At 51.1% G+C, this 21,569-nt stretch carries 20 protein-coding genes and 1 riboswitch; of the genes, 10 read left to right on the top strand and 10 right to left on the bottom strand.

Features of this window, described 5'->3' with window-relative positions:
- The first annotated feature begins 36 nt into the window (after window positions 1-36).
- From EDC33_RS05420 to EDC33_RS05410, 3 genes are all read left to right on the top strand, one after another.
- A complete protein-coding gene (locus EDC33_RS05420) occupies window positions 37-1,572 on the top strand; it encodes a hypothetical protein (protein WP_124010457.1) in 1,536 nt (511 codons plus the stop codon).
- A gap of 1 nt (window position 1,573) precedes the next feature.
- Complete coding sequence (locus EDC33_RS05415) at window positions 1,574-2,356, top strand: hypothetical protein (RefSeq protein WP_124010456.1); 783 nt, start codon at window positions 1,574-1,576, stop codon at window positions 2,354-2,356.
- Window positions 2,357-2,462: 106 nt separating this feature from the next.
- Entirely contained in the window at window positions 2,463-2,879 is a 417-nt protein-coding gene (locus EDC33_RS05410; RefSeq protein WP_124010455.1) for a MarR family winged helix-turn-helix transcriptional regulator, read from the top strand.
- Between the two features lie 45 nt (window positions 2,880-2,924).
- Here the strand turns inward: EDC33_RS05410 and EDC33_RS05405 are convergent, their stop codons facing one another.
- Window positions 2,925-3,227: a spore coat protein gene (locus EDC33_RS05405; RefSeq protein ID WP_229716619.1), complete on the bottom strand. Its 303-nt coding sequence runs from the start codon at window positions 3,225-3,227 to the stop codon at window positions 2,925-2,927.
- Window positions 3,228-3,256: 29 nt separating this feature from the next.
- Window positions 3,257-3,484, bottom strand: coding sequence for a spore coat protein (locus tag EDC33_RS05400; RefSeq protein WP_124010454.1), 228 nt, complete (start codon window positions 3,482-3,484; stop codon window positions 3,257-3,259).
- Window positions 3,485-3,624: 140 nt separating this feature from the next.
- On the opposite strand from EDC33_RS05400, the gene EDC33_RS05395 reads away from it, so the two are divergent.
- The 3 genes from EDC33_RS05395 (at window position 3,625) to EDC33_RS05385 (ending at window position 5,955) form a co-directional block, all read left to right on the top strand.
- Entirely contained in the window at window positions 3,625-4,374 is a 750-nt protein-coding gene (locus EDC33_RS05395) for a MerR family transcriptional regulator (RefSeq protein ID WP_124010453.1), read from the top strand.
- 151 nt (window positions 4,375-4,525) lie between these two features.
- Entirely contained in the window at window positions 4,526-5,263 is a 738-nt protein-coding gene (locus EDC33_RS05390) for a polyphosphate polymerase domain-containing protein (RefSeq protein WP_124010452.1), read from the top strand.
- 2 nt (window positions 5,264-5,265) lie between these two features.
- Window positions 5,266-5,955 carry a DUF4956 domain-containing protein gene (locus EDC33_RS05385; RefSeq protein WP_124010451.1) on the top strand — a complete coding sequence of 230 codons (690 nt, stop codon included), beginning with the start codon at window positions 5,266-5,268 and terminating at the stop codon, window positions 5,953-5,955.
- Between the two features lie 122 nt (window positions 5,956-6,077).
- Here EDC33_RS05385 and EDC33_RS05380 read toward each other — a convergent pair whose 3' ends face one another.
- The 7 genes from EDC33_RS05380 to EDC33_RS05350 all read right to left on the bottom strand — a co-directional run bounded on the left by EDC33_RS05380 (window position 6,078) and on the right by EDC33_RS05350 (window position 12,282).
- Entirely contained in the window at window positions 6,078-7,118 is a 1,041-nt protein-coding gene (locus EDC33_RS05380) for an acyl-CoA dehydrogenase family protein (protein ID WP_124010450.1), read from the bottom strand.
- On the bottom strand, window positions 7,105-7,869 hold the full coding sequence (locus EDC33_RS05375; RefSeq protein ID WP_346255830.1) for an ABC transporter ATP-binding protein: 765 nt from the start codon (window positions 7,867-7,869) through the stop codon (window positions 7,105-7,107). Before EDC33_RS05375 ends, EDC33_RS05380 begins: the two co-directional genes overlap by 14 nt.
- Window positions 7,853-8,635: an ABC transporter permease gene (locus EDC33_RS05370; RefSeq protein ID WP_124010449.1), complete on the bottom strand. Its 783-nt coding sequence runs from the start codon at window positions 8,633-8,635 to the stop codon at window positions 7,853-7,855. The genes EDC33_RS05375 and EDC33_RS05370 overlap by 17 nt, the downstream gene beginning before the upstream one ends.
- A 16-nt stretch (window positions 8,636-8,651) precedes the next feature.
- Window positions 8,652-9,644 (bottom strand): ABC transporter substrate-binding protein, encoded by a 993-nt coding sequence (locus tag EDC33_RS05365; protein WP_124010448.1) that lies wholly within the window; start codon window positions 9,642-9,644, stop codon window positions 8,652-8,654.
- A gap of 108 nt (window positions 9,645-9,752) precedes the next feature.
- Window positions 9,753-9,851: riboswitch (TPP riboswitch) on the bottom strand.
- Window positions 9,852-9,953: 102 nt separating this feature from the next.
- Complete coding sequence (locus EDC33_RS05360; protein ID WP_124010447.1) at window positions 9,954-10,376, bottom strand: GNAT family N-acetyltransferase; 423 nt, start codon at window positions 10,374-10,376, stop codon at window positions 9,954-9,956.
- Window positions 10,377-10,386: 10 nt separating this feature from the next.
- Complete coding sequence (locus tag EDC33_RS05355; RefSeq protein WP_094906478.1) at window positions 10,387-10,851, bottom strand: DUF2538 family protein; 465 nt, start codon at window positions 10,849-10,851, stop codon at window positions 10,387-10,389.
- A gap of 12 nt (window positions 10,852-10,863) precedes the next feature.
- Window positions 10,864-12,282 (bottom strand): LCP family protein, encoded by a 1,419-nt coding sequence (locus tag EDC33_RS05350; RefSeq protein WP_124010446.1) that lies wholly within the window; start codon window positions 12,280-12,282, stop codon window positions 10,864-10,866.
- A gap of 189 nt (window positions 12,283-12,471) precedes the next feature.
- On the opposite strand from EDC33_RS05350, the gene EDC33_RS05345 reads away from it, so the two are divergent.
- Complete coding sequence (locus EDC33_RS05345) at window positions 12,472-13,641, top strand: glycosyltransferase family 4 protein (protein WP_124010445.1); 1,170 nt, start codon at window positions 12,472-12,474, stop codon at window positions 13,639-13,641.
- Window positions 13,642-13,675: 34 nt separating this feature from the next.
- Here EDC33_RS05345 and EDC33_RS05340 read toward each other — a convergent pair whose 3' ends face one another.
- Window positions 13,676-16,909, bottom strand: a complete 3,234-nt coding sequence (locus tag EDC33_RS05340; protein ID WP_124010444.1) for a glucosaminidase domain-containing protein — start codon at window positions 16,907-16,909, stop codon at window positions 13,676-13,678.
- Between the two features lie 286 nt (window positions 16,910-17,195).
- On the opposite strand from EDC33_RS05340, the gene EDC33_RS05335 reads away from it, so the two are divergent.
- From EDC33_RS05335 to EDC33_RS05325, 3 genes are read left to right on the top strand one after another with little or no spacing between them, the layout of a single operon-like run.
- On the top strand, window positions 17,196-18,005 hold the full coding sequence (locus tag EDC33_RS05335) for an ABC transporter permease (protein ID WP_124010443.1): 810 nt from the start codon (window positions 17,196-17,198) through the stop codon (window positions 18,003-18,005).
- Window positions 18,006-18,020: 15 nt separating this feature from the next.
- Complete coding sequence (locus tag EDC33_RS12750) at window positions 18,021-18,941, top strand: hypothetical protein (RefSeq protein ID WP_229716620.1); 921 nt, start codon at window positions 18,021-18,023, stop codon at window positions 18,939-18,941.
- Window positions 18,941-21,562, top strand: coding sequence for a glycosyltransferase (locus EDC33_RS05325; RefSeq protein WP_229716621.1), 2,622 nt, complete (start codon window positions 18,941-18,943; stop codon window positions 21,560-21,562). Before EDC33_RS12750 ends, EDC33_RS05325 begins: the two co-directional genes overlap by 1 nt.
- Window positions 21,563-21,569: the final 7 nt, after the last annotated feature.

Raw genomic sequence — 21,569 nt, 5'->3', positions numbered from 1 at the left:
TTTGCATAATGGTAATGTGAATGGAGGGAGTGGCACATGAAGATACTGATGGCCGGCGGCGTATATATCGATCAGACTAAAGCGGATGACGCCTTCATCGGCGGCCATGAAGTGGCCATCCTGACGGCGTCCCATTCCCGGCACACCATTCACCTACATACGAATCTCAGCACCGAGTCGACGGAACAGACGAAGGTCCTGAAGCGCCGCCTGCGTGACGACGGGGTCGATCCGCGCATCGCCGGCCGCGTCTCAGCCCCCTATGGCATAATCGATGGGGAGGCCGTCGAACCCGGAAGCAACGTGTTCGAAACCGTGCGGGCCGACCGGAGCGGAAAAGGGGAGGGCTACGACCTCTTGATCCTCACCACCGACATCGCCGAGCGCGATTTCAGGTGGCTGCTGGCCCGTGCCCGGAGGGAAGCCATTCCCGTCATCGTCTTCACATGCGGCGAGTATACGTCGTTCAGCACGCATGACATCGATACCGTCATTCTGGCAGAGACGGGTATCCCGGAGTATCACCGCCACACCGAAGCAATCCGCGAGGCGTTGCTTGCGCGGGGCATCATCGAACCATCCCCGGTCGAGCGGAGCGGCCGGGTCCGTTCGCCGCTCCATACGGTGCTGCGCGTCCTTGTGCAGCTGACGGCCATCGGTGCAATCGTCGGTCTGGCGATACTCGGTGTGCTGTACCTCATCGGACTCACCGGTGGGAACGGTGCCCATGAGGCGGATGTCGACCCCGATCGGGCAGTCGACCACGTCGACTGCAGCACCGTGGCGGACTGCCGCGCACTTGGGGACGATCATCTTGCGGCGCTCGGCACATACATCGACATCCGCGAGTCCCCGCACATGTTCGTCGAGAACCGGAGCAGGATCCACTACATCACCTATACGGTGGAGGATTTCGCCCTCACAAATCCGACCGAGCACGAGCCGCTGCCGCTCGGTTCCAGGGAAGAATTCGAAGCCATATGGGCGCGCTTCCACACGTTCTTCCCGGAGGCGCACATCCGTGACGTCGACCAGTTCGAGCTCTTTTCCGACGGGGAGGGCAACACGCTCGCCTATGTCGATGTGACGGAGACGGGGACGACGCTTGCGATGGACATCCGCGACAACCGTACCCTGGCCAGCGAGTACCGTACGCTGATCCACGAGTTTGCCCATGTCTACTCCCTGCCGATCGAGGCGTTCGAAACCGACGGCACCGACCTCGACCAATTGAAGGAAGGTACGCTGATGTCGGAGTACACCGAGCGCTTCTGGAGCCAGTACGGAGAAGAGTGGATCGAGAACAAGTTCAAGTCCCAGCCGGAGCGGGAGGCATTCTACAACAACAACATCAACGATTTCCACGAGCCTTATCAGGCGACCAATCCGAAGGAGGACTTTGCGATCACCTTCCTGCACTTCATCATCAATGAAATGCCGGAGGAGAGCAGTCAGCTGAAGGACATCAAAGTGCGCGCACTCTATGAAGACCCGGCACTCGTCGGACTGCGCGTCGATATATTATCCAACATCCTGGAGTATGAGAAGGAGAGGGCTTCAACTGAAGATTAAAGTGAAGATCAAAGACACAGCACTCACGATAGACACCGTAAGCATCAATGAAGAAGACACCATACACGACCTCATCGGCCTGCTGGTCGAAAAAAGGCTGGCACCTCCACAGATGATGCATGATTTGACTGTAAAGGGGTATGAAAAACTTAAGAAAGAACACCTTAGACTTTCCAGACTCTTCTGGAGCACAGACAAGGCGTACTTGAGCAATGCGCATATCAGCATCACACTGACGCGGAAGGCAGAAGTGCCATCGCTCGCCAACCAGATGCTGTTCGACTATTCGAAGATCGTCGGGGCGGTGAAGCGGTATGACGAGGCGCTTGAAGCATTTGCGGTGCGGCCCGGGACTGTATTCTTCGTCCAGGAGGAGTCGGACCAGTATCTGCTGCGGCGGGAGCTCCAGGCAATTGAAGTCTTCCGTTTCGATACGCAGTATGAGGCGGCCTTCCGGAAGAAGGATCGGGACCCGTTCCTGACCATCGAACTGAAGTCCCGGGATGAACTCACTAAGGAGGAGCTCAAGTGGGTGCGGACAATCATGTTCCCATCGCGCCGCCGGCGCAATCCACTGATCCATATGAATCATCCGCCGATTTCGCAGCAGCATATCGATATGATTACGTCACTCATCCATTATATGGCCGATATCATCGGCGAATTCGAAGGGACCACCACCCATCTTGAAAGTACCGACACACATCTGCCTACATACGTGCAATTGGGCACCGCCGCTTCCATAGGATATATAGAAAAGTCCCAGCTGGAAGGCATCCGTTAAAATGAATGGTTGCCATCTGGTGGCATTACTGCCACTATGGAGTATGGCACCTTGATTGTCATAATGTGAGGGAGAGTAATATGTCAAAGAAGCGGGTTGACTATCTATGAGTAAATTGAATACACGGAATGTCTGCAGATACATCTATCTGCTCAATGCGAAAATCGATCATCTGGCCGAATTCAGGACGAAGTACGGTACATTGTCGAGGGAGCAGCTCTACATCATCGAAATGGTGGCTGAGGAGCCGGGCATCACACAGAAGACGCTCATCGGACGGTTGAAGCGGGAGCAGACCTCGATTTCACGGGCCGTCCAAAAACTCGTCGACCAGAACTATCTCATCAAACGTCAACATCATGATGACATGCGGGCCTCATACCTCGAAGTGACGGAACAGTCGAGGGAGACGCTCGATGAACTGGAAGAGAAGATCTGTGAAGTGACGGATGACGTACTTGAGAAGCTGGATCGAGATGAGAAGAAGGCGCTGACCGACATTCTTGAAAAGATCCATCTGTGATGTAAAATCCCCCGGAATTTGAAGGTTCCGGGGGATTTTCTGCATCTATTTATCTTTTTTGGTGAGTTTCTTTACGGTCTTCACTTTCTTCTTGTCGTTTTTGAGCTGATCCTTGACGCTGTGGGCATGATACATGCCATTCTCCATCATGTAGTCGGCGATCCGTGCATGCTGGTTGACCGCCTGCGTCAGCTGCCGCTTCAGCACGTCCCGGACTTCCGGGGACGCCGCTTCCGTCAGTGCCACGGCATATGTGCGGACGGCGGCCTTCGCCGTGACGAGCATCTCCGTGGCGATGAGCTCATCCCGCTTTTCTCCTGCCTGTTCAAGCATTTCCTCCATTTCCATACATACCACTCCTTTCCATCGTTCCGCCCCTAGGGCAGAAGTTCCTGTATTTCATCTATCGCCTTTTTGGAGATCTTGCGTTCCTTGCGTATGATTTCACGCAGCTTGGCATCCTCGACGAGCGATTCCATCATGCCGGCCTTGAGGAGCGATGACTGTTTCACCGTCATCACCTCATGGAGTTCCAGTGTCTCATGCACCGCAAGCTCCGGCTTTTCTGCATTTTTATTCTGTTTCTTATCCTTCTTCTTCGCCATGTCCATCCTCCTCCCGTTCTATTCAATCGGCTTTCGTTTATAGCGTACCCCGGGAAGCGGAATATAAACTTTTCCGGATATAATGTATGTTGACATTAACGCAGCGTCACGGTCTATCATGAAGGTGAGGAGGAGGAAATATGGAGTATACAGTGAAGGCACTTGCCGATCTCGCCGGAGTGAGCCGGCGGACACTCAGGTATTACGACAAGATCGGACTGCTCACACCCGCCCGCATCAACAGTTCGGGCTACCGGATATATGGATGGGCGGAAGTGGACCGGCTGCAGCTCATCCTGTTCTACCGGGCACTCGGGGTGCGGCTTGATGAAATCAGGCAGATCATGGAGGACCCGGATTTCGACGCGGAAGCGGCACTCCGGCGGCACCATGCGCAGCTGCTTGAAGAACGCAGCAGGATCGATAGGCTGATACGGAATGTGGAAGAGACGTTGGAAGCGAAAGAAGGAGGCAGAGATATGGAGGATAAGGACAAGTTCGAAGGATTCAAGGATGAGAAGCTACAGGAAAATGAGGCGCAGTACGGCGAAGAGATCCGTGAGAAGTACGGGGAGGACACCGTCAAGGCATCCAACGAGAAATGGATGGGCATGTCGGAAGCGGACTACGACAGGATGACGGCGGTTGAAGCCGCGCTCAAGGCAGTCCTGAAAGAGGCTGCGGACGACCCGACGGAAGACCGCGCCCGGGAGGCTGCCCGGCTGCATAAGGAATGGCTGTTGTTCACATGGAGCACGTATTCCAGAGAAGCCCATCAGGGGCTCGCCGAAATGTATGTATATGACGAACGCTTCAGGAAATACTATGATGATATCGCACCGGGTGCTGCAGAATTCCTGCGGGATGCGATTGTCGCCCATGCAGAATAACGCAAGGTTTGGCCTGTTTCCCCATCCGGGAGGCGGGCCTTTCATTTTGCCGATTAACCGTCTTTTAAAGGACTTATCATCAGCGTCTAACCATCCTTTAATAATCCACATGTACATTTGAACCATGCAGGAGGAAGAAAGGAGAATGACCATGGCACTTGAAGTTTTCAGCCGCAGGGAAGTGAAGTATCTGATCCCCTTTGAAACGTATGAAGCAATTGCCCGGGAAATAGCCGCACATATGCGCTTCGACCGGTTCGGCACGGATGGGAAGTACAACATCGTCAGCCTGTACTTCGACTCCGAGGATGGCAGGATCTATACGGAGACACGCAATAAGCTCAGGTTCCGCCAGAAACTGAGGCTCCGGGTCTATGATGATGCCGACCTCACCAGTACGGCATTCCTCGAAGTGAAGCAGAAGTACAATAATGTGGTCAACAAACGACGGACGGGGCTGCCGCTGCATGCAGCATATGACTACATATATGGGGGGCGCGATGTGGTGGAAGCGGCGACGAACCCGCAGATATTCAGGGAGGCGGACCATTTCAAGGGGCTCTACAACCTCGCGCCACAGGTGGTCGTGAGCTATGACCGCCAGGCCTTCCACGGCATACGGGAGGACGACCTCCGGGTGACGTTCGACTACAACCTGCGCTGCCGTTCGGATGATCTGAATATAGAGGACGGACCGCACGGGACCCACTTCATCGACCCAGGTCTTGTCGTGATGGAAGTGAAGATGTCTTCAAGCATCCCGCTTTGGCTGACGGAAATTTTGTCCGCCCACGGGCTCCGGAAGGAAGGGGTATCCAAATTCTGCACCAGCATCGACGTTGAAACGAAAGGCATCGAACATGCCGTAAATGAGAAAAGGAAGGGATAACAATGAATGAATTTGTACAGCAGTATTTTGAAATCGGCAATGAAACGACGACGTTTACGGTCATCGAGCTCCTGCTCGCAATCATCCTGAGCGCCATTCTGAGTACGGTGGTGACGCTGGTCTACAAATGGACGCACCACGGGGTGAACTACTCGCAGTCCTATGTCCAGACGGTCGTCATCATGAGTGTCGTCGTCGCCATCATCATGATCGTCATCGGCAACAATGTCGCCGTCGCATTCGGACTCGTTGGCGCATTTTCCATCATCCGGTTCAGGAGCGCCATGAGCGATCCCAAGGACATCGCGTTCATCTTCTTCGGCATGGTCGTCGGCATCGCATGCGGTCTCGGATTCTATCTGCTCGCCGTCATATTCACAGCCCTCATGAGCCTGATCATCGGATTGATGCACAAGACCGACTACGGCAGCAAGGGGTCCGATGAGAAGGTGCTCAAGATCACCATACCTGAAAACATGCATTTCGAAGGCGCATTCGACGACGTGTTCCGCCAATATCTCGAACAGAACGAGCTCGTCAACATCGAAACGACGAACCTCGGCACGATGTACATGCTCGAGTACAGGGTGCGCACGAAGAAGGAGACCCGGGACAAGACGCTGATGGATGCCATTCGGACGAAGAACGCCAACATGAAGGTGACGCTGAATGTGTCGCGGCTCGGGTTCTGACACAAAATAGAAGCAGGTTCCAGAGTATGATAGACTCTGGAACCTGCTTTTTTTCAGTATATGATTGGACAGCCAGAACTCCTTTAAAGCTTTCCGGTGTCGTCGACCAGCAGGCCATGCTGCTATGCCACATGCAGGTCACGGTAGATGCGGTTCAGTGGGTGATCTTCCATCAGCACCTCCATGCCGAGGTGGCGGTGGAGGGCCTGGGCGCCATCCAGACCGGCTTTGGCGACCTTTTTGCTGCAGTGTACGACCGCATCCAAATGGTAGGAATCAAGCGGGCGGCCGTCCAGATGGGTGTGCCAAGATGATGCCACTGCATCGTAGAAGTCTTTCCGTGCCTGCATGAAGGCCTCTTCCTTCTCTTCAAGCAGCATGTCGACATGACCGTACCTTTCCGGCGCCTTGTCCATCCATCCCGCCTTCTTCCCGTCGATGTGGCCACGTGACGCCTCGAAGAAATGCCGGGCGATTCCGATGGCCGTCGATGCGATGTTGGCAGTGGCGAACGCCGTGAACGGATAATGATAGACGGGGTGGTCGAAATGGAAATGCGGGGTTGTGACGTTGAACCGGTAGGATTCAGGAACGAATGCATCCGACACACGGATGGTATGGCTGCTGGTCGCCTTCAGTCCGAACGCATTCCAGTCCTTCTCGACCGAAACCTGCTCCGGCGTCAGGGCGAATGCCCGCACCCTGCCGTCCTCCATATCATTGGAGGCAATCCGGCAGGTGACGGTGAAGAGGCTTGCGTGTTGGGCGCCGCTGCAGAACGGCCAGGTGCCGCCGATCATATAGCCGCCCCGGACCTTGCGTGCAGTGCCCATCGGGCGGTCGCTGCCGGCGATGTAGAACTCCTGCGGTGTGAAAAGCTTCCTGACTGCATCGGGTTCCATGACGGTGGCGAAGAAGCCGGCTCCGGAGCCGATCTGTACAAGCCAGCCGAAGCTGCCGTCGACCCATGCCGCGTCTTCAAAGAGATGCAGCGCTTCCGGCAGATCGAGCATTCGTCCGCCGACTTCCTTCGGGGTGAACAGCTTGAAGAGCCGCCTTTCATATATCAGCTCAAGCACTTCAGCATCCATTTCTCCTCGAATTTCCATGCTTTCCGCGTGCCGTCTGACCGTCTCGGTGATCTGTGCATCAATCATCTTCATCACCTGCTCTCAACATATGATAGATTTCGCGTTTCAGCTTGGTGAATGACTCCTCAAGGATGATGTCATGATTCCGAGGCCGCTCGAACGGCACTTCTATTTCGCGTGCAATGCGGGCGGGCTTGTCGGAGAGGATGAGTATCCGGTCGGACATGTAGATGGCCTCTTCGATGCTGTGGGTGATGAAGAGGACGGAGCGCCGGTCCATCTCCCATATCTTGAGCAGCCAGTCCTGCATATCGAGGCGGGTGAGCTCATCGAGCGCACCGAACGGTTCATCGAGCAGCATCAGCTCCTGCGGGCTGAGCAGCGAACGGATGAAGGCGACGCGCTGGCGCATGCCCCCGGACAGCGTGCTCGGGTAGGACTTTTCATATCCTTCGAGTCCGGCGCGCTTGAGCCACTCCCGGGCAGTATCCTTATCGACGGAGCCGGTGATCTCCTGGACGAGCGTGACGTTGTCCTCGATCGTCCGCCACGGCAGCAGGGAATCCTGTTGGGGCAGGTAGCTGATGTTGCCGCGCGTGCCGTTGACGCGGATACCGTCGATGAAGATGTCGCCCGAATCGGGCCTGTAGAGTCCACCGATCAGGTTGAAGATGGTGCTCTTGCCGCTGCCGGAGGGTCCGAGCAGGGTGACGAATTCACCATCTGCCACATCGAGGGACAGGTCATCGAGCACATGCACGGTGTTGCCGCCATTGAACGTGTGTGTGAGGTTGTGGACCTCAAGCTTATTCGTCATCATCATCCGCTCCTTTCCTGTCCGTATCCCATGGCACGAGCCATTTTTCCATCACCATGATGAAGCCGAAGAGGAGCAGGCTGATCGCCATGATGACGAATATGGCGACGAATACCTGGTCCGTCCGGAATGCGGAGGAGGCGACGGTCATGAAGACGCCGAGCCCCTCCTGGGCACCGAGCCATTCCGCGATGACGGCGCCCATCACACTGTATGTCGCTGAAATCTTGAGGCCTGAGAAGAAGTAGGGCAGGGCGCTCGGCCATTCCAGCTTGAAGAAGATCTGCCGCCTGGACGCGCCGATCATCTGCATGTAGTTGAGCAGTGTCGGATTGGTCTGCCTGAATCCGTCGATCAGTGAGACTGCGACGGGGAAGAAGCAGACGAGTGTGATGATCAGGATCTTCGGTAGTGTGCCGAAGCCGAACCACAGCACGAGCAGCGGTGCCAGGGCGATGATGGGCACATTCTGGGAAAGTACCATCAGCGGATAGATGCTCTCCTTGGCCCGCGGCATCAGATGGAGCAGTATGGCGAGCAGAAGCCCGACTCCTACGCCGAGGGCGAACCCTCCGAGTGCAATCTGTATTGTGGCGAGGCTGTGGCCCAACAGGCGCGGATAGATATCCATGCCTTCCTGTATGATCTGCATCGGGCTTGGCAGGACCCAGTCACGGATGTCAAAGAGCGAGACGGCCAGCTGCCAGATCACCAGTATGGCCAGTATCGCAAGGAGCGGTGGAATCACGCTCCATGATGAAATTCGTCGCATTCGCTATTCCTCCAATTTACTCTCCACCAGGCAGGTATTCGTTCGTGAACGCCTGGTCGACGTCGAGTTCGGATTCGATCAGGCCGCTTTCATACATCCAGTTCATATAGTTCTCCCAGACGTCCCGCTCCTGATGGCCCCAGTAGGGCGCATCCCCCTGATAGACGTCCGTCAGCCACTCCTGGCTCGCCATGACGAGTTCTTCGTCGAGGTCCGGCTCTGCATCGAGCAGGTGCTGTGCCGCCGTTTCCGGGTCGTCCATCGCAAGCTGATAGCCTTCGGCCGTCGCTTCTGTGAATGCCTCGACGGTTTCGGCGTCATTTTCGATCATCTCTTCGTTCGTGATCAGGACGGGCGTGTAGAAGTTGAGAGCGTCGGAATACTCGGTGAAGTCGATCGTGTTGAGCGGGAAGTCGCGCAGTTCCGCTTCGATGCCAGTCCAGCCGTAGTAGATCCATGCAAAGTCGACATCACGCTGTACGGCGGTGAAGAAGTCCGTGTCGCCGATGTTGATGATGTCGACATTCTCAATATCGGCATCATCCGCCTGCATGATGGAGGCGATGGTCTCCTCCTCGATCGGGGAGCCGTATCCCCCATAAGTGTGGCCCTCGAGGTCGGATGGCGTCTCAAGTCCATATTCCTCAGGTGAAGCCAAGACGGATGTATTATCCTGTATGATGGCCGCCAGCGAAACGATCGATACGTCCTGGAGGCGTGCCTGTGTGACGTTCTCCTGGGCACTGATGCCGAAGTCCCCGTTGCCCGTCGCAACGGTCTGTTCCGCACCCGCTTCACCCGGCAGGATGATCTCGACATCGAGCCCTGCTTCCTCGTAGTAGCCCTCCGCCTGCGCGGCGTAGATGCCTGTATGGTTCGTATTCGGCGTCCAGTCGAGTACGAAGGTGACTTCCGTCAGCCCATCGTCCTCCGTTTGGCCGCCGTCCCCGTTCCCGCCGCATGCTGCGAGCAGCAGTACCGGTATAAAGATGGACAATAATTTCTTCATGATAAAATCTCCTCTCAAGATCGGGTGCCTCCCATACCGCAAAAACGGTATAAAAAAACACCTTCCTTATCTGGAGGCGTCAAAGAGCTGCAGCAGGATATACGGATGCCGTATAATCTGCACATTCCCTACGCTGGTATTATCCAGATCAGGTCCAAGGGTCAGGTATTCACCTTCTCAGCCATGACGGCTCCCCTATGCTGTTTCTATTCATTTTGCACATCCATTATATCATGGACGCTTTTCATGTCCAAACGGTTATTTAAAAACACCCGGACAGCGGGATGCCATCCGGGTGTCGATCACTGTCTACAGTGCCTTCTCCATATATACATGCGGAATGCCCGCATCTTCGAATTCATCGGAACTGACGGTGTAGCCGAGCTTCCTGTAGAAGTCGATCGCGTGCACCTGAGCCCCGAGCTTGGCGCGGGTGTAGCCATGCTCCAGGGCATGGTCATGGACGAACTCCATCAGCTTGAAACCGAGCTTCCTGCCGCGTTCCTCGGGCAGGACGGCCATGCGTTCGACCTTGATCATGCCCTCTGAGGCCGGACGGTATCTGACCGTGCCGATCGGCTCGTCATCGATGAGCAGGATGTGCGTCGCCGTGTCTTCATATTCATCGACTTCGCGGTCCATCGGGACGTTCTGCTCCTCGACGAAGACGCGTTTTCTGATTTCAAGGCACTGGTTGTACATGATGTTGTTGTCAGCCACTTTGATTTCCATGGAATCCTCCTTACATTGCATTCTTGCGCCGGATGGCGGTGAACTGCCAGAATATCTTCAACTGCTCGAGGTTCCAGTACTCGAGGCCGAGTGAGAGGGCAGGCTTCGTGTTGAACTTGATGCCGCTCGCTTCAGCCGCTGCGAGCGCCAAATACTGGATGTGGGGCCTGAGCTGCTTGAACGGCTCGGACAGCCGGCCGTCCTCCTTGACCCAGTCCATCGGGAAGATGAGCTCGAATATGTTGATCCGCTTGTAGATGTCCGGCAGCGCGATGATGTAGCACGCCGCATCGACTTCCGGATTCTTCTGCGATTCGCTGAAGTAGCCCCGGATCGACTGGTACATCTCCTTGTGCTCGTGGTTCTGATAGAAATACGTATCTTCGATCTTCGGCTCGCCGCTGTGCTTGATCTGATCTTCCAGGAAATCGAACATCTCGTTGATGTTCGTCTCCTTGTCATACGTCTTCCGCATCACAATCCGCTCCTAGTATTCATTTTGTGCACGGTCCAAGTCCGCGCTGCCAGTGCTGTTGTCGTAGTATTCGCCGGTGTTCTCCTCATAGTTGAACTGCTCCGTGCTTTCCTCCTGTATGCCTTCAGAACCGTTGCCGTCTTCCGGCGGCCAGTAGTTGTCCTCTTCGGTCGTCTGCTCGCCTGGCATTTCGCCCGTCGCTTCTTCCTGCATCGGCTGTTCTCCTGTCGCTTCCTCGCCCGTCGCTTCTTCAGGGCTTGGCTCGCCGGACGCCTCTTCGACATCATCTTCGCCTTCGATGCTGTCCTCAGGGTTGTCCTCCGGAATGCTGAAGCCGTCGCCGAACCGGCTCTCGTAGCCTTCCTGCATGAAGTACGGCTTCTCTTCCGGCTCGAATTCATCCAGATAGTAGTCGTCTACAAACTGGTACGGCACGATATGGTCCGACAGCCGGACATTGATGAGGTCATACGGGTCCGGCTCCTTCATATCGAGCACATCACGGAGGGTTTTGGAGATCGTGAACAGATGCTCCTCGTTCGCCCAGTAGAAGTAGGCACCGTTCTGCTGGAACCAGAAATCCGAGCCGCGCACCTGGGTCGTGTTGAACTCGATGTCGTTGAAGGAGTAGTAGGCCGCAAGGCTGCGTATCGTCTTCGATTCCATGTCATGCTTCGTATTGTCTGCGACGACCTCGATCAGGTCATCGATCTTCGAGAGAGCCCCGGTCGATTTCGCCTTTGCGAGTATCTTCTCGACCATTTCGAGCTGGCGCTGGCCCCGTCCGAGGTCGGTATCCACACGGCGGCTCCTTACGACTGCGAGCGCCTCTTCACCATTCAGTTCCTGGACGCCTTCCTCAAGCTCGATACGGCCGCGGTCCATGGAGTTTGGCTCGTTCATGTCGAACGGCACGTCGAATTCCACACCGCCGAGCGCATCGACCATATCCACGACGGCGGCCATGTTGACGCGGACGTAGTAGTCGACCGGTACGTTCAGAAGGGATTCCACAGCGCGCATGGATGCTTCCGGGCCGCCTTCACGGTGGGCGTGTGTAATCTTGTCGAAATAGTTCTCTTCAGGGAAGTACGTCAATGTATCCCGCGGGATGCTGACGAGTTTCACTTCATCCTGATCCTTGTCGAATGTCGCAAGAATCATCGAATCCGTCCGGAAGTCCCCGGATTCCAGGTCGTCCTCCTCCTTGCGTGATTCACTTTCATCGATGCCGAGGATCAGGACGGTGAAGCTGTCCATCGTCGGATCGATATCATCCAGCCGGAGCTCGGAACGGTCGCGGTCCGTCGCTTCGAACGAATCGCTCACCCCCTGCTCGAATGAATTGAACAGGTTGTATATATATACCCCGATGACCACAAGCACAATGATGAGGAACAGCAGTATGCCGATAAAAATTTTCTTTTTCATGATTTGATAGACCCACTTTGTTTTGGTATTGGTATGTAATGACAGATCGCCATCTTTTAATTATAATATGGAAGAACCATAAAATGGAATAGGAAATGATGATTATTTCCCGATATTAAAACTGTACCATATGATATAGAATATAGAGTGAAATCACAAGAGATAACTAGAACACACCAGAGGTGCTTTATGAAGAAAGTCACAATGTTTGTATGGAACAATTTCGTCAATGATGCAAGAGTGCTCAGGGAAGCCACTGCGCTTACGGAAGCGGGATACGAAGTCACCGTGATCGCCAAGAAGGAGATGGATGAACTGCATCTCCCGTCAAGCGAAACCGTCGCGCCGAACGTCTATGTCAACCGGCCGCTCAAGATGGAGCTGCCGAAGATCATACAGGAGAAAATGAAGTCCACGATCCTGTCGAAGCATCTGCCGAACATGCTCGAGATGTTCAAGATGATGATGCTTGGACGGAGCAGCAACGCAGACATCTATCATGCCCATGACCTCAACACGCTCATTCAGGGCATATACAGCGCGAAGCTGCGTCTCGATAGGAAGCCGCTCATATATGACTCCCACGAAGTGCAGACGAGCCGTACACACTATTCGTTCAATAAGATATACAGGATTGAGAAATTCCTGCTCAAGTTCACCGACCACGTCATCGTGGAGAATGATACACGGGCGGACTACCACAGGCGGATATATAGAAAAAGGCCGACACCGGTCCATAACTATTCGGAGTTCTATGATATCGAAAAGGTTGAAGAATTCCCGATCCGCAAGGAATACGGTATTGCTCCAAACGAGAAGGTTGTACTGTACCAGGGCGGCATGCAGGAGGGCAGGGGACTGTTCAAGCTGCTCGATGCCTTCAAGGATATCGAAGGCGCCCGTCTGATCATGCTTGGAGATGGGAAGGAACGCCTCAACCTGATCGAATACCATAAACAACTTGGCATGGAGGACAAGGTCATCTTCATCGACCGTGTGCCGTACAAGGAACTCAGATGCTATACGAAATCCGCCGACATCGGCATCCAGTTCCTTGAGAACACGAACTTCAACCACTACTCCGCTTCATCCAACAAACTCTTCGAGTATATCATGGCCCACGTACCGGTCATCGGTTCGAAGCTTCCGGAGATCGAAGCGGTCATTGAATCAGAAAAAGTGGGGCTGACGGTCGAACCCGAGAGCACCACCCAGCTGAAGGCTGCGATCGAACAGCTTGTGGGTGATGATGCACTCAGGGAGAGGTTCAGGGAGAATGCGAAGCAGGCGAAGCTGAAGTACAACTGGAACGAAGAGAAGGATGTACTGAAGAAGGTATACAGGAGAATAGACAAATAGAAAAGACATTCCTCAATCGAGGAATGTCTTTTTGCTAGAACGTATATCTTGTGTAGTACTGGCCGCGGATGCCGAGTTGATCATAGTAGTTCTTCAAGTTGCGTGCTGTGGCATAGGCCCAGTTGACGTCCGTTGCATACTGGTATGTGCCCGGGTTTGCCGGATTCCAGCGCATTGCGTAGAGCGTGTTCTGTCCACGGTTGAAGTAGCCGCCCGAGATGAACTGTGCACCACCGATGACCGCCTTTGCAGGTGTATCCCAGCCCATGCGCTGCGCGTAGCGTGCGCCTTCAAGCACAGGGTTGTGGTCATATGCTGCGATGCCGTACATGTTGTAGTAGAGTTTGCCATTGGATGAAATGTTGCCGTTTGCATCCAGTCGGACACCTTGAGCAAGTGTACTTTGACCATTGCCTGTTTCATGCAGGGCATGTGAAATCAGGTAGACTTCGTTCACCCCGTGTGTGTTCGCCGCCTGCAGGAAGGCCGTGCCCTGGTTGTGCAGGATGCCTTTATTGTTGAGCAGCTTATTGTTCAGCTCCACAGTGGAGATGTTCTGCGCACGGTTCAGGTCGAGATAGGTGTAGTCCCACGTATCTGTCGTATGGTTGGCAGGATTGATGAAGTATGCCACTTCACTGCGTGTGGCGTTTCTCCATCCACCACCATTTGCCCAGGCCTGCGGCTTGGAGCCAAGGTTCATCTGTATGTCGACAGCGCGGTCGAGTGAGATGTTGTATTTCACAGTTTTCACTTCAGGTGCAGGATTTGAAGGGACATAGTCAGATAGTTTCGTATCCTGAATCCAGCCATAGTCATTGCCGATTTTGCCATAATGGAAAGTAAGGGCTCCGAGGTTCAGCGTCTTTTCAGCTTGGAACACTGCACCTTCCTGATAAGCAGTTAATGGATTGATGTACTGTTTACTGGTCCCCCAAGGGTCTGTTGAAAGCCCCCCGGTTCTTGAGGAAAGGGAGTATGTTTTATTGTGTTTATTTTCTTCCGAGAGGTTCCAGAGGTTTAAATCCTTCTCCTTCATCCACCCCTGCATGCGGTCTCCATATTCTCTATATATTAAATAGAATGTATTCCCTTTGTAGACTGCTTTTTTATTTGTAAAAAGAGTTCGATCCATGAGTACATTTGCGGATTTTCCGCTTGTGCTTGTGATCGGGCTATACAGACCTGAGTTGTTTCCAGACCTGATTTTTGCGGCGTAGGAGGAGTCAAAGTATACAGGGTCTACACTTGTATCCTTCACTTTGGTTTCCTGAACCCACCCGTAGTCGTTGCCGAGCTTGCCGTAGTGGAAGGTGAGTGCGCCGAGGTTTACTGTTTTTTCTGCCTGGAAGACAGTGCCTTCTCCGTATGACTTGAGGTTTGCCTTCTGCTGTTTTTCAGTACCCCATGGATCGGTGAGCAGAGCGCCGCTCCGGTTGGTCAGAGCATAGGACCGTGTGTTCCTTTTTTTTTCTGAGAGGCTCCACAGGTTCAGGTCCTTCTCCTTCATCCATCCCTGCATGCGGTCTCCATACTCCCGATTGATGAGGTAGAATACATCTCCCTTGTAGACCGCTTTTTTATCAGTGTACAGTGTCTGATTCTGCAGAGAACGTGCAGAGACTCCTGTCGAGCGTGTCAGTGGACTGAACACACCTGAATTATTGGAGGATTTGATTTTGGCTGCATAAGAAGCGTCAAAGTGTACAGGGGTGACGCTCGTATCCTTCACTTTAGTTTCCTGAACCCACCCGTAGTCGTTGCCGAGCTTGCCGTAGTGGAAGGTGAGTGCACCGAGGTTTACCGTTTTTTCTGCTTGGAAAACAGTGCCTTCTCCGTATGAGTTGAGGTTTGCCTTCTGCTGTTTTTCAGTACCCCATGGATCGGTGAGCAGAGCGCCGCTCCGGTTGGTCAGAGCATAGGACCGTGTGTTTCTTTTTTCGTCCGACAAAGTCCAGAGATTCAGGTCTTTCTCTTTCATCCATCCCTGCATGCGGTCTTCGTATTCTCGATTGATCAGATAGTAGGTGTCTCCCTTGTAGATTGCCCGTCTATTGATAAATAATGTATGATCTAGCAGTGTTTGCGCTGATACACCTTCTTTATTTGTGAGGGGACTGAATATACCTGAATTTCGGGCGGATTTGATTTTCGCTGCATAAGAAGCCTCTGAATATTCTGGACTGTCTGCATCATTCGAAATTGACGCAAAGGAAAACAAGGCTGGACCTTCTTTGAGTTTAGTAATTATTTCTCTTTGATCGTTTTCCTCATTTTCATCCGATGTGTCGTCGGCTTCATCTTCTTCAGTCGATGCGTCATCAGCTTCATCCTCTTCATCCGATGTGTCGTCGGCTTCATCTTCTTCAGTCGATGCGTCATCAGCTTCATCCTCTTCATCCGATGTGTCGTCGGCTTCATTTTCTTCAGTCGATGTGTCCTCGGCTTCATCTTCTTCAGTCGATGCGTCGTCAGCTTCATCCTCTTCAGTCGATGTGTCCTCGGCTTCATCTTCTTCAGTCGATGCGTCGTCAGCTTCGTCCTCTTCAGTCGATGCGTCGTCAGTTTCATCATTTTCAACTGAAGTATTATCCTGATCGTCTTTTTCTGGAAGTTGTGATTGTTGAGGATGACTATTTTCGTCAATTTCTTCTCCGTCTGGGGAGTCTTTTTTTACTTCAGAGTCCTCATCACCATCTGATGTGTGCTCTTGTTTTAATGATGTATGTAATTCAGTAGGCGTGGCTTGATCTTCAGGTGTTTGATTTTCTGTATGTTCAGAATCTGTAACGACGACATTCCCATGAGTTTCAGGTTCATCATTGCCTTCTGGAACATTTTGCAATGCTTCCTGCTTCTCATGTTCGGAAGATGTCTCATCTTCTTGCAAGGATCCCCCAGTACTTTCTTCGTAACTCTCACTTTCATCTGGGATCCGCTCTTTCTGATTTTCAGTATTTACTATTTGAGTATCGCCTGGAGCTTTTGAGGGTTCTTCCTCTGGTGGAGTAAGCTGTTCGTTGGATGTAGCAGCGGAAGGTGCCGAATCGGTATCTTCATGTTCGGCTTCCAAAGACGGGGAGTCGGATTGTTCATTTATGTATTTTGCAGTTTCTTCTTGTGGGTGTTCACTAACTTCGGATTGTTTTGAACTTGGTACTTCCAGGCTCTCCTCCTTTGTAATTTCTTCAGCCTCTGCATTCAAAGCTGCGCCGAACAATGCGGTAGAAATGAGCGTAGGAATAATCAATCTATTCTTGTATTTCATATTTGCCTCCTAGACAATGATATCCCTAGTTTATATGATTTTATGGCTTTTATATATAGGGTTTTCAAATTTTTGAAAAAAGTAATATAAATGTAATATTACTTACAATTTTACATTATATACACTGTATAATTTGATGACATGAAAATCTTTTGACAGTATAATGAAACAGGCAGAATGGACTCCAAGGCGATTTTGAAAAGAGTATGATATAATCGGTTTTTGCCTGTCCATCTAATATGTTCGGATTGTTTGATCAAGGCTGTAAAGGAATAGAGGATTAAAGATGAACAAAATTTGGGATATTTTTAAGGAACAGTGGATACATAGACATCTAATATGGAAACTTACGATTTATAATATAAAAAGCCAATACGCCAACCACTATCTTGGTGTCTTCTGGAACATACTCCAACCGGCCATGCAAGTACTCATATATTATGTAGTATTTGGTCTCGGTCTGAGGGGGGACAGGGGGGATGTGGGAGAGATCCCTTTCATCATCTATTTGATTTCAGGCATATTCCCCTGGCTATTCATATCGCAGGGTATAAATCAGGCATCAAATGCTATACAGGCACAGATTGGTCTGGTTACAAAGATGAAGTTCCCTTCAAGCATCCTGCTGTCTATGGCACTTACAAACAGCGTGATCAATCTGTGTATGACTACAGCACTGCTGCTCATTCTGAGTCTGGTGAACGGCTACTCAGCGCCCCTGGACTATCTGGGATTCTTCTATTTTGTCTTTGCCAGCTATATGCTGATATTCGGCATTGCATTGATAATGTCTTCACTGGTCATCCTGGTCAGGGACATGAAGAATGTTCTGCAAAATGTCATAAGGATGTTTTTCTTTATGACGCCAATATTCTGGTCTCTTGAGGAGGCGAACGGCATACTTCAGGTGCTGTCCTCATTGAATCCTTTTGCCTATCTTCTCATGAACTATCGAAATGCCATGGTGCTCGATGCAGCACCATTCTATGGAAATTTGAACGATCACCTGTACTTCTGGTCTCTTGCATTGCTGCTTATCTATACAGGGGCACATATACACTACAGGTTTAGAAATAAACTCGTTGATTATCTATGATGAAAGGATGATTGGATGAACACCCAGCTTTTAGATCGATTGGAAATGATAGTGGCAAGGCCCCATATGTTTGAGGTCATTCTCAATGAAGACATCAATCAACATATCTACGAAGAATTCGATATGACAGAAGTTAAAAGAACCTTGGGGAATTTCAAGAACCAGTTGGTCTCGGTCATTTCGCTTGAAAAGGAGAATGAGGAGTTTTACGGATTATTTAAACATGGGGGAGAAATCATCGGTTGGACCCGATTATCCGATTCATGGTATGTATATCCAAAGAGACTGGACTCGGTCAAGGTCAATATGTCGAGCTTCCGGACACATCCTTTTAATAGCATGGTCGGAATTACAAAAGACCTTGTTTTAGCTTTACAGAATCGTCTTTTGACCTCGAAGTCCTATATCGTCGTGGAGGATGAGCTCCTGGAGCTTGTGTTTATGAAAAGCAGGCTACAGGGATTTGTGAAATCAGCAGATCTCCATAGGGGCATAGCATTAGAAGAATTATGCACTATAAAAGGGGATATCAAGCGCTACAGAGATTCGAATTTTGATGTAGCGCTGCCGGAAAGGAAAGAAGATTTTGAAGCGGTGCTCACACTTTATTTCCCGGAGCGTAATCTCGCAAAACTTGAGAAGAGGGGACGGGCCTTCTGGATGGAGGCTTCGGACCTTGAGTATGATTTCGCGGGTGTGTACGCTGAATCCAGTACCATAGAAGAGGACGTCCACCACTACTATAATGAGGAAAGGAAAAAGGCGAAATCTGTGTTAGAAGGGCTGTTAGGGCGACAACTTCAACTCGAGAAGGAAGTGGAACGGACCAAATCCCGATTAATCAGGGTGGAAGCACTGTATAGGAATTTGAAGAACTCCAAATTGGGCAGAATCCAAGTGAAAATCTGGGAGCGTAGAAAAAGGAGTGCAGAATGATGTCTGAAATAAAGTATACCAGGGATAATGTTGATCAGAATAATGATGCCGAAGTCCAGAATTTAAGCGAAATGAACAGGGATGAGCGTCTGAGGTATTACACCAAGCTGCTTGAGACCGACTACCTCAGAGCGCTCGAACATATGAGCAGTGAAAAGGTATATAACACTCACCACAAATATTATGAAAAGTTTGACCAGCTCGGGAAAGTGGATTTTCTGGAGGACATTGCGCCGTATTTCAGCAGACTCTCCAAAAGCAATGGGTCCCGCTATTTCAAAAAACTTGATTTGAATATAGGAATCATCTGCGATGAATTTCTTTACAATTCATATAAGGATGTAGCGAACTTTCATTATATTGATGCTGAGGGGGGCGGGCTCAACAAAAATCTTGATTTCTTAATAGTGGCTACAGCCTGGAAGGGAATCGATGGCAGCTGGGAACAGGTCGCATCCCCAAGAAGTGAAAAGCGGCAGGCACTGCTTGATATGATCACCAATGCGAAGGCACTCGGAATTCCGGTGGCCTTCTATTCCAAAGAGGATCCTGTCAATTATCATCTGTTCAAAGGTATTGCAGAAATTTGTGACGTAGTCTACACCTCTGCCCAGGAAATGGTCGAGGAGTACCGGAAATATTGTGGACATGACCAGGTGTATGTGATGGATTTTGGCGTCAATCCTGAATACCATAATCCTGTAGGCACACGGTCGGATGCTGCTGAAGGCAATAACGATCACGTCATTTTCGCCGGAAGTTGGACAGAGAAGTATCCTGTCAGGAATAAGGAGTCATCCCAAATGTTTGATGGCGCTAAAGAAAGTGGGTATGACCTTACGATAATCGACAGGAACTTTCATCTGAAAAAGAGCAGATATCAGTTCCCTACGAGGTATATTGAAAATCTGACATACCCGATGCAGCATGAGGATCTCATGAATACACATCGGCTCTTCAGGTGGGCTATTAATGTGAACTCTGTGAAGTATTCAGAGACGATGTTTGCAAACCGCGTATACGAACTACAGGCTATGGGCAATCTGTTGCTGACGAACTATAGCGTCGGTGTCAATAATAGGTTCCCGCATCTTCTCATGGTGAATCATAGAAGTGATGTGGAGCCGATGCTTAAAAATCATAGTGAAGCGGACTATGAGGATATAAGGGCGAAAGGCATCAGGCAGGTCATGCTGGAAGATACGGCATATCATAGAATCGTCAAGTTTGCAGAGAACTTCGGCATCAGAACTGAAGTTGCACAAAAACAAATTCTGGTTGTTGCAGATGAGCTCACTGAGGAAGTAAAGAAAAGTTTTGAACGTCAGATGTATGCCAAAAAAACTCTGGTTACTAAGGAAGCTGTGACGGCAGAAATGTTGGACGTGCATGACTTCATCACATTCTTCAGCGGCGAATATATATATGAGGAGTATCACCTTGAGGATCTCCTGGCCGGGTTTGTATATACGGACGTTGATTTTGTCACTAAGAGCCATAGTAACATTCACGAGTTTACGGACGATGAAGTATCGCCAGAACTGACGCTCTACGACAGTGAATGCATCCGAAACGATTTGAGCCTACACGCCAATCGGGGCTATGTGCTTCCAATGACTGAAATCATGGTTGAATATCCTGCGGCCAAACCGTCGGAAAAGGTGTTGTCGGTAATCGTGCCCATCCATAACAATGGGCGGTACCTTGAAGATAAATGTTTCCGCAGTCTGACCAGGTCTTCCATCTTCGATAAAATGGAAGTTCTCTTTGTCAATGACGGAAGCACCGACGCGGAGACGATTAAAATCATCGATCGTTTGCGCCGCCGATACCCGGACATTCGATATTATGAATTTCCTGAAGGATCTGGGAGTGCTTCCCGTCCCCGGAATAAGGGGGCAGATCTTGTGAGGACGAAATACATGACGTATTTGGATCCGGATAACGAGGCGACTGGAGATGGTTATGCGGAATTGCTGAACGAACTTATTGAACATGGTGAAGTGGATATGGTAGTCGGCAACATCATCAAGGAGGACAATAAGCGAAAAGCCAGTTTCCAGTACTCCGGCACAGTCAGAAAATATAACGACGGCAGCAACTACATAGAAGATACACATAGGTTCATGAAAAACAGCGGGTTGCGGGCACAAAGCATTCAGGCGGTTGTTATAAAAACTGACATTGTTCAGGATAACGCCATCAGGATGGTTGAAGGGGCAGCAGGACAGGACACCGTATTCTTCCAGGAACTGATGCTCAACTCAGGGAAAGTGCTTGCAGTGGATACCTTTGTGCATATGTATTATGCGGCAGTCAGCGGATCGGTGACGAATACGATCGGCAAGAAGTTTTTCGACAAGTATTACAGACTTGAGGTTGAGAGGATCCCATTCCTCAAAAAGCATAAACTGCTCGAAACCTATCTCCATGAACGCTTCAATTTCTATGTGAAAGGCTGGTATATCGCCCGCCTCGATCGCATCAATCCTGAAGAACGGCATGAAGCTGTAACGCGGTTCCTTGATATCTACAGCTTATATGATGAGTATGACAAATCGGTTGATAACGACCTGAAGCAGATTATCTCCGACCTGAAGGAGGAAGTGGATTATAAATGAAGGATGA

The sequence above is a fragment of the Salinicoccus roseus genome (assembly GCF_003814515.1).
Lineage (GTDB): Bacteria > Bacillota > Bacilli > Staphylococcales > Salinicoccaceae > Salinicoccus > Salinicoccus roseus.
The sequence above is the reverse complement of the archived record's forward strand: the minus strand, read 5'-3'. Positions and strand labels throughout refer to the sequence as shown.

Bases quoted from the DNA above. Each gene is read 5' to 3' on its own strand.
- EDC33_RS05420 (WP_124010457.1), top strand. From the start codon at position 37: ATGAAGATACTGATGGCCGGCGGCGTATATATCGATCAGACTAAAGCG.
- EDC33_RS05410 (WP_124010455.1), top strand. From the start codon at position 2,463: ATGAGTAAATTGAATACACGGAATGTCTGCAGATACATCTATCTGCTC.
- EDC33_RS05405 (WP_229716619.1), bottom strand. From the start codon at position 3,227: ATGGAAATGGAGGAAATGCTTGAACAGGCAGGAGAAAAGCGGGATGAG.
- EDC33_RS05400 (WP_124010454.1), bottom strand. From the start codon at position 3,484: ATGGCGAAGAAGAAGGATAAGAAACAGAATAAAAATGCAGAAAAGCCG.
- EDC33_RS05395 (WP_124010453.1), top strand. From the start codon at position 3,625: ATGGAGTATACAGTGAAGGCACTTGCCGATCTCGCCGGAGTGAGCCGG.
- EDC33_RS05390 (WP_124010452.1), top strand. From the start codon at position 4,526: ATGGCACTTGAAGTTTTCAGCCGCAGGGAAGTGAAGTATCTGATCCCC.
- EDC33_RS05385 (WP_124010451.1), top strand. From the start codon at position 5,266: ATGAATGAATTTGTACAGCAGTATTTTGAAATCGGCAATGAAACGACG.
- EDC33_RS05380 (WP_124010450.1), bottom strand. From the start codon at position 7,118: ATGAAGATGATTGATGCACAGATCACCGAGACGGTCAGACGGCACGCG.
- EDC33_RS05375 (WP_346255830.1), bottom strand. From the start codon at position 7,869: ATGATGATGACGAATAAGCTTGAGGTCCACAACCTCACACACACGTTC.
- EDC33_RS05370 (WP_124010449.1), bottom strand. From the start codon at position 8,635: ATGCGACGAATTTCATCATGGAGCGTGATTCCACCGCTCCTTGCGATA.
- EDC33_RS05365 (WP_124010448.1), bottom strand. From the start codon at position 9,644: ATGAAGAAATTATTGTCCATCTTTATACCGGTACTGCTGCTCGCAGCA.
- EDC33_RS05360 (WP_124010447.1), bottom strand. From the start codon at position 10,376: ATGGAAATCAAAGTGGCTGACAACAACATCATGTACAACCAGTGCCTT.
- EDC33_RS05355 (WP_094906478.1), bottom strand. From the start codon at position 10,851: ATGCGGAAGACGTATGACAAGGAGACGAACATCAACGAGATGTTCGAT.
- EDC33_RS05350 (WP_124010446.1), bottom strand. From the start codon at position 12,282: ATGAAAAAGAAAATTTTTATCGGCATACTGCTGTTCCTCATCATTGTG.
- EDC33_RS05345 (WP_124010445.1), top strand. From the start codon at position 12,472: ATGAAGAAAGTCACAATGTTTGTATGGAACAATTTCGTCAATGATGCA.
- EDC33_RS05340 (WP_124010444.1), bottom strand. From the start codon at position 16,909: ATGAAATACAAGAATAGATTGATTATTCCTACGCTCATTTCTACCGCA.
- EDC33_RS05335 (WP_124010443.1), top strand. From the start codon at position 17,196: ATGAACAAAATTTGGGATATTTTTAAGGAACAGTGGATACATAGACAT.
- EDC33_RS12750 (WP_229716620.1), top strand. From the start codon at position 18,021: ATGAACACCCAGCTTTTAGATCGATTGGAAATGATAGTGGCAAGGCCC.
- EDC33_RS05325 (WP_229716621.1), top strand. From the start codon at position 18,941: ATGTCTGAAATAAAGTATACCAGGGATAATGTTGATCAGAATAATGAT.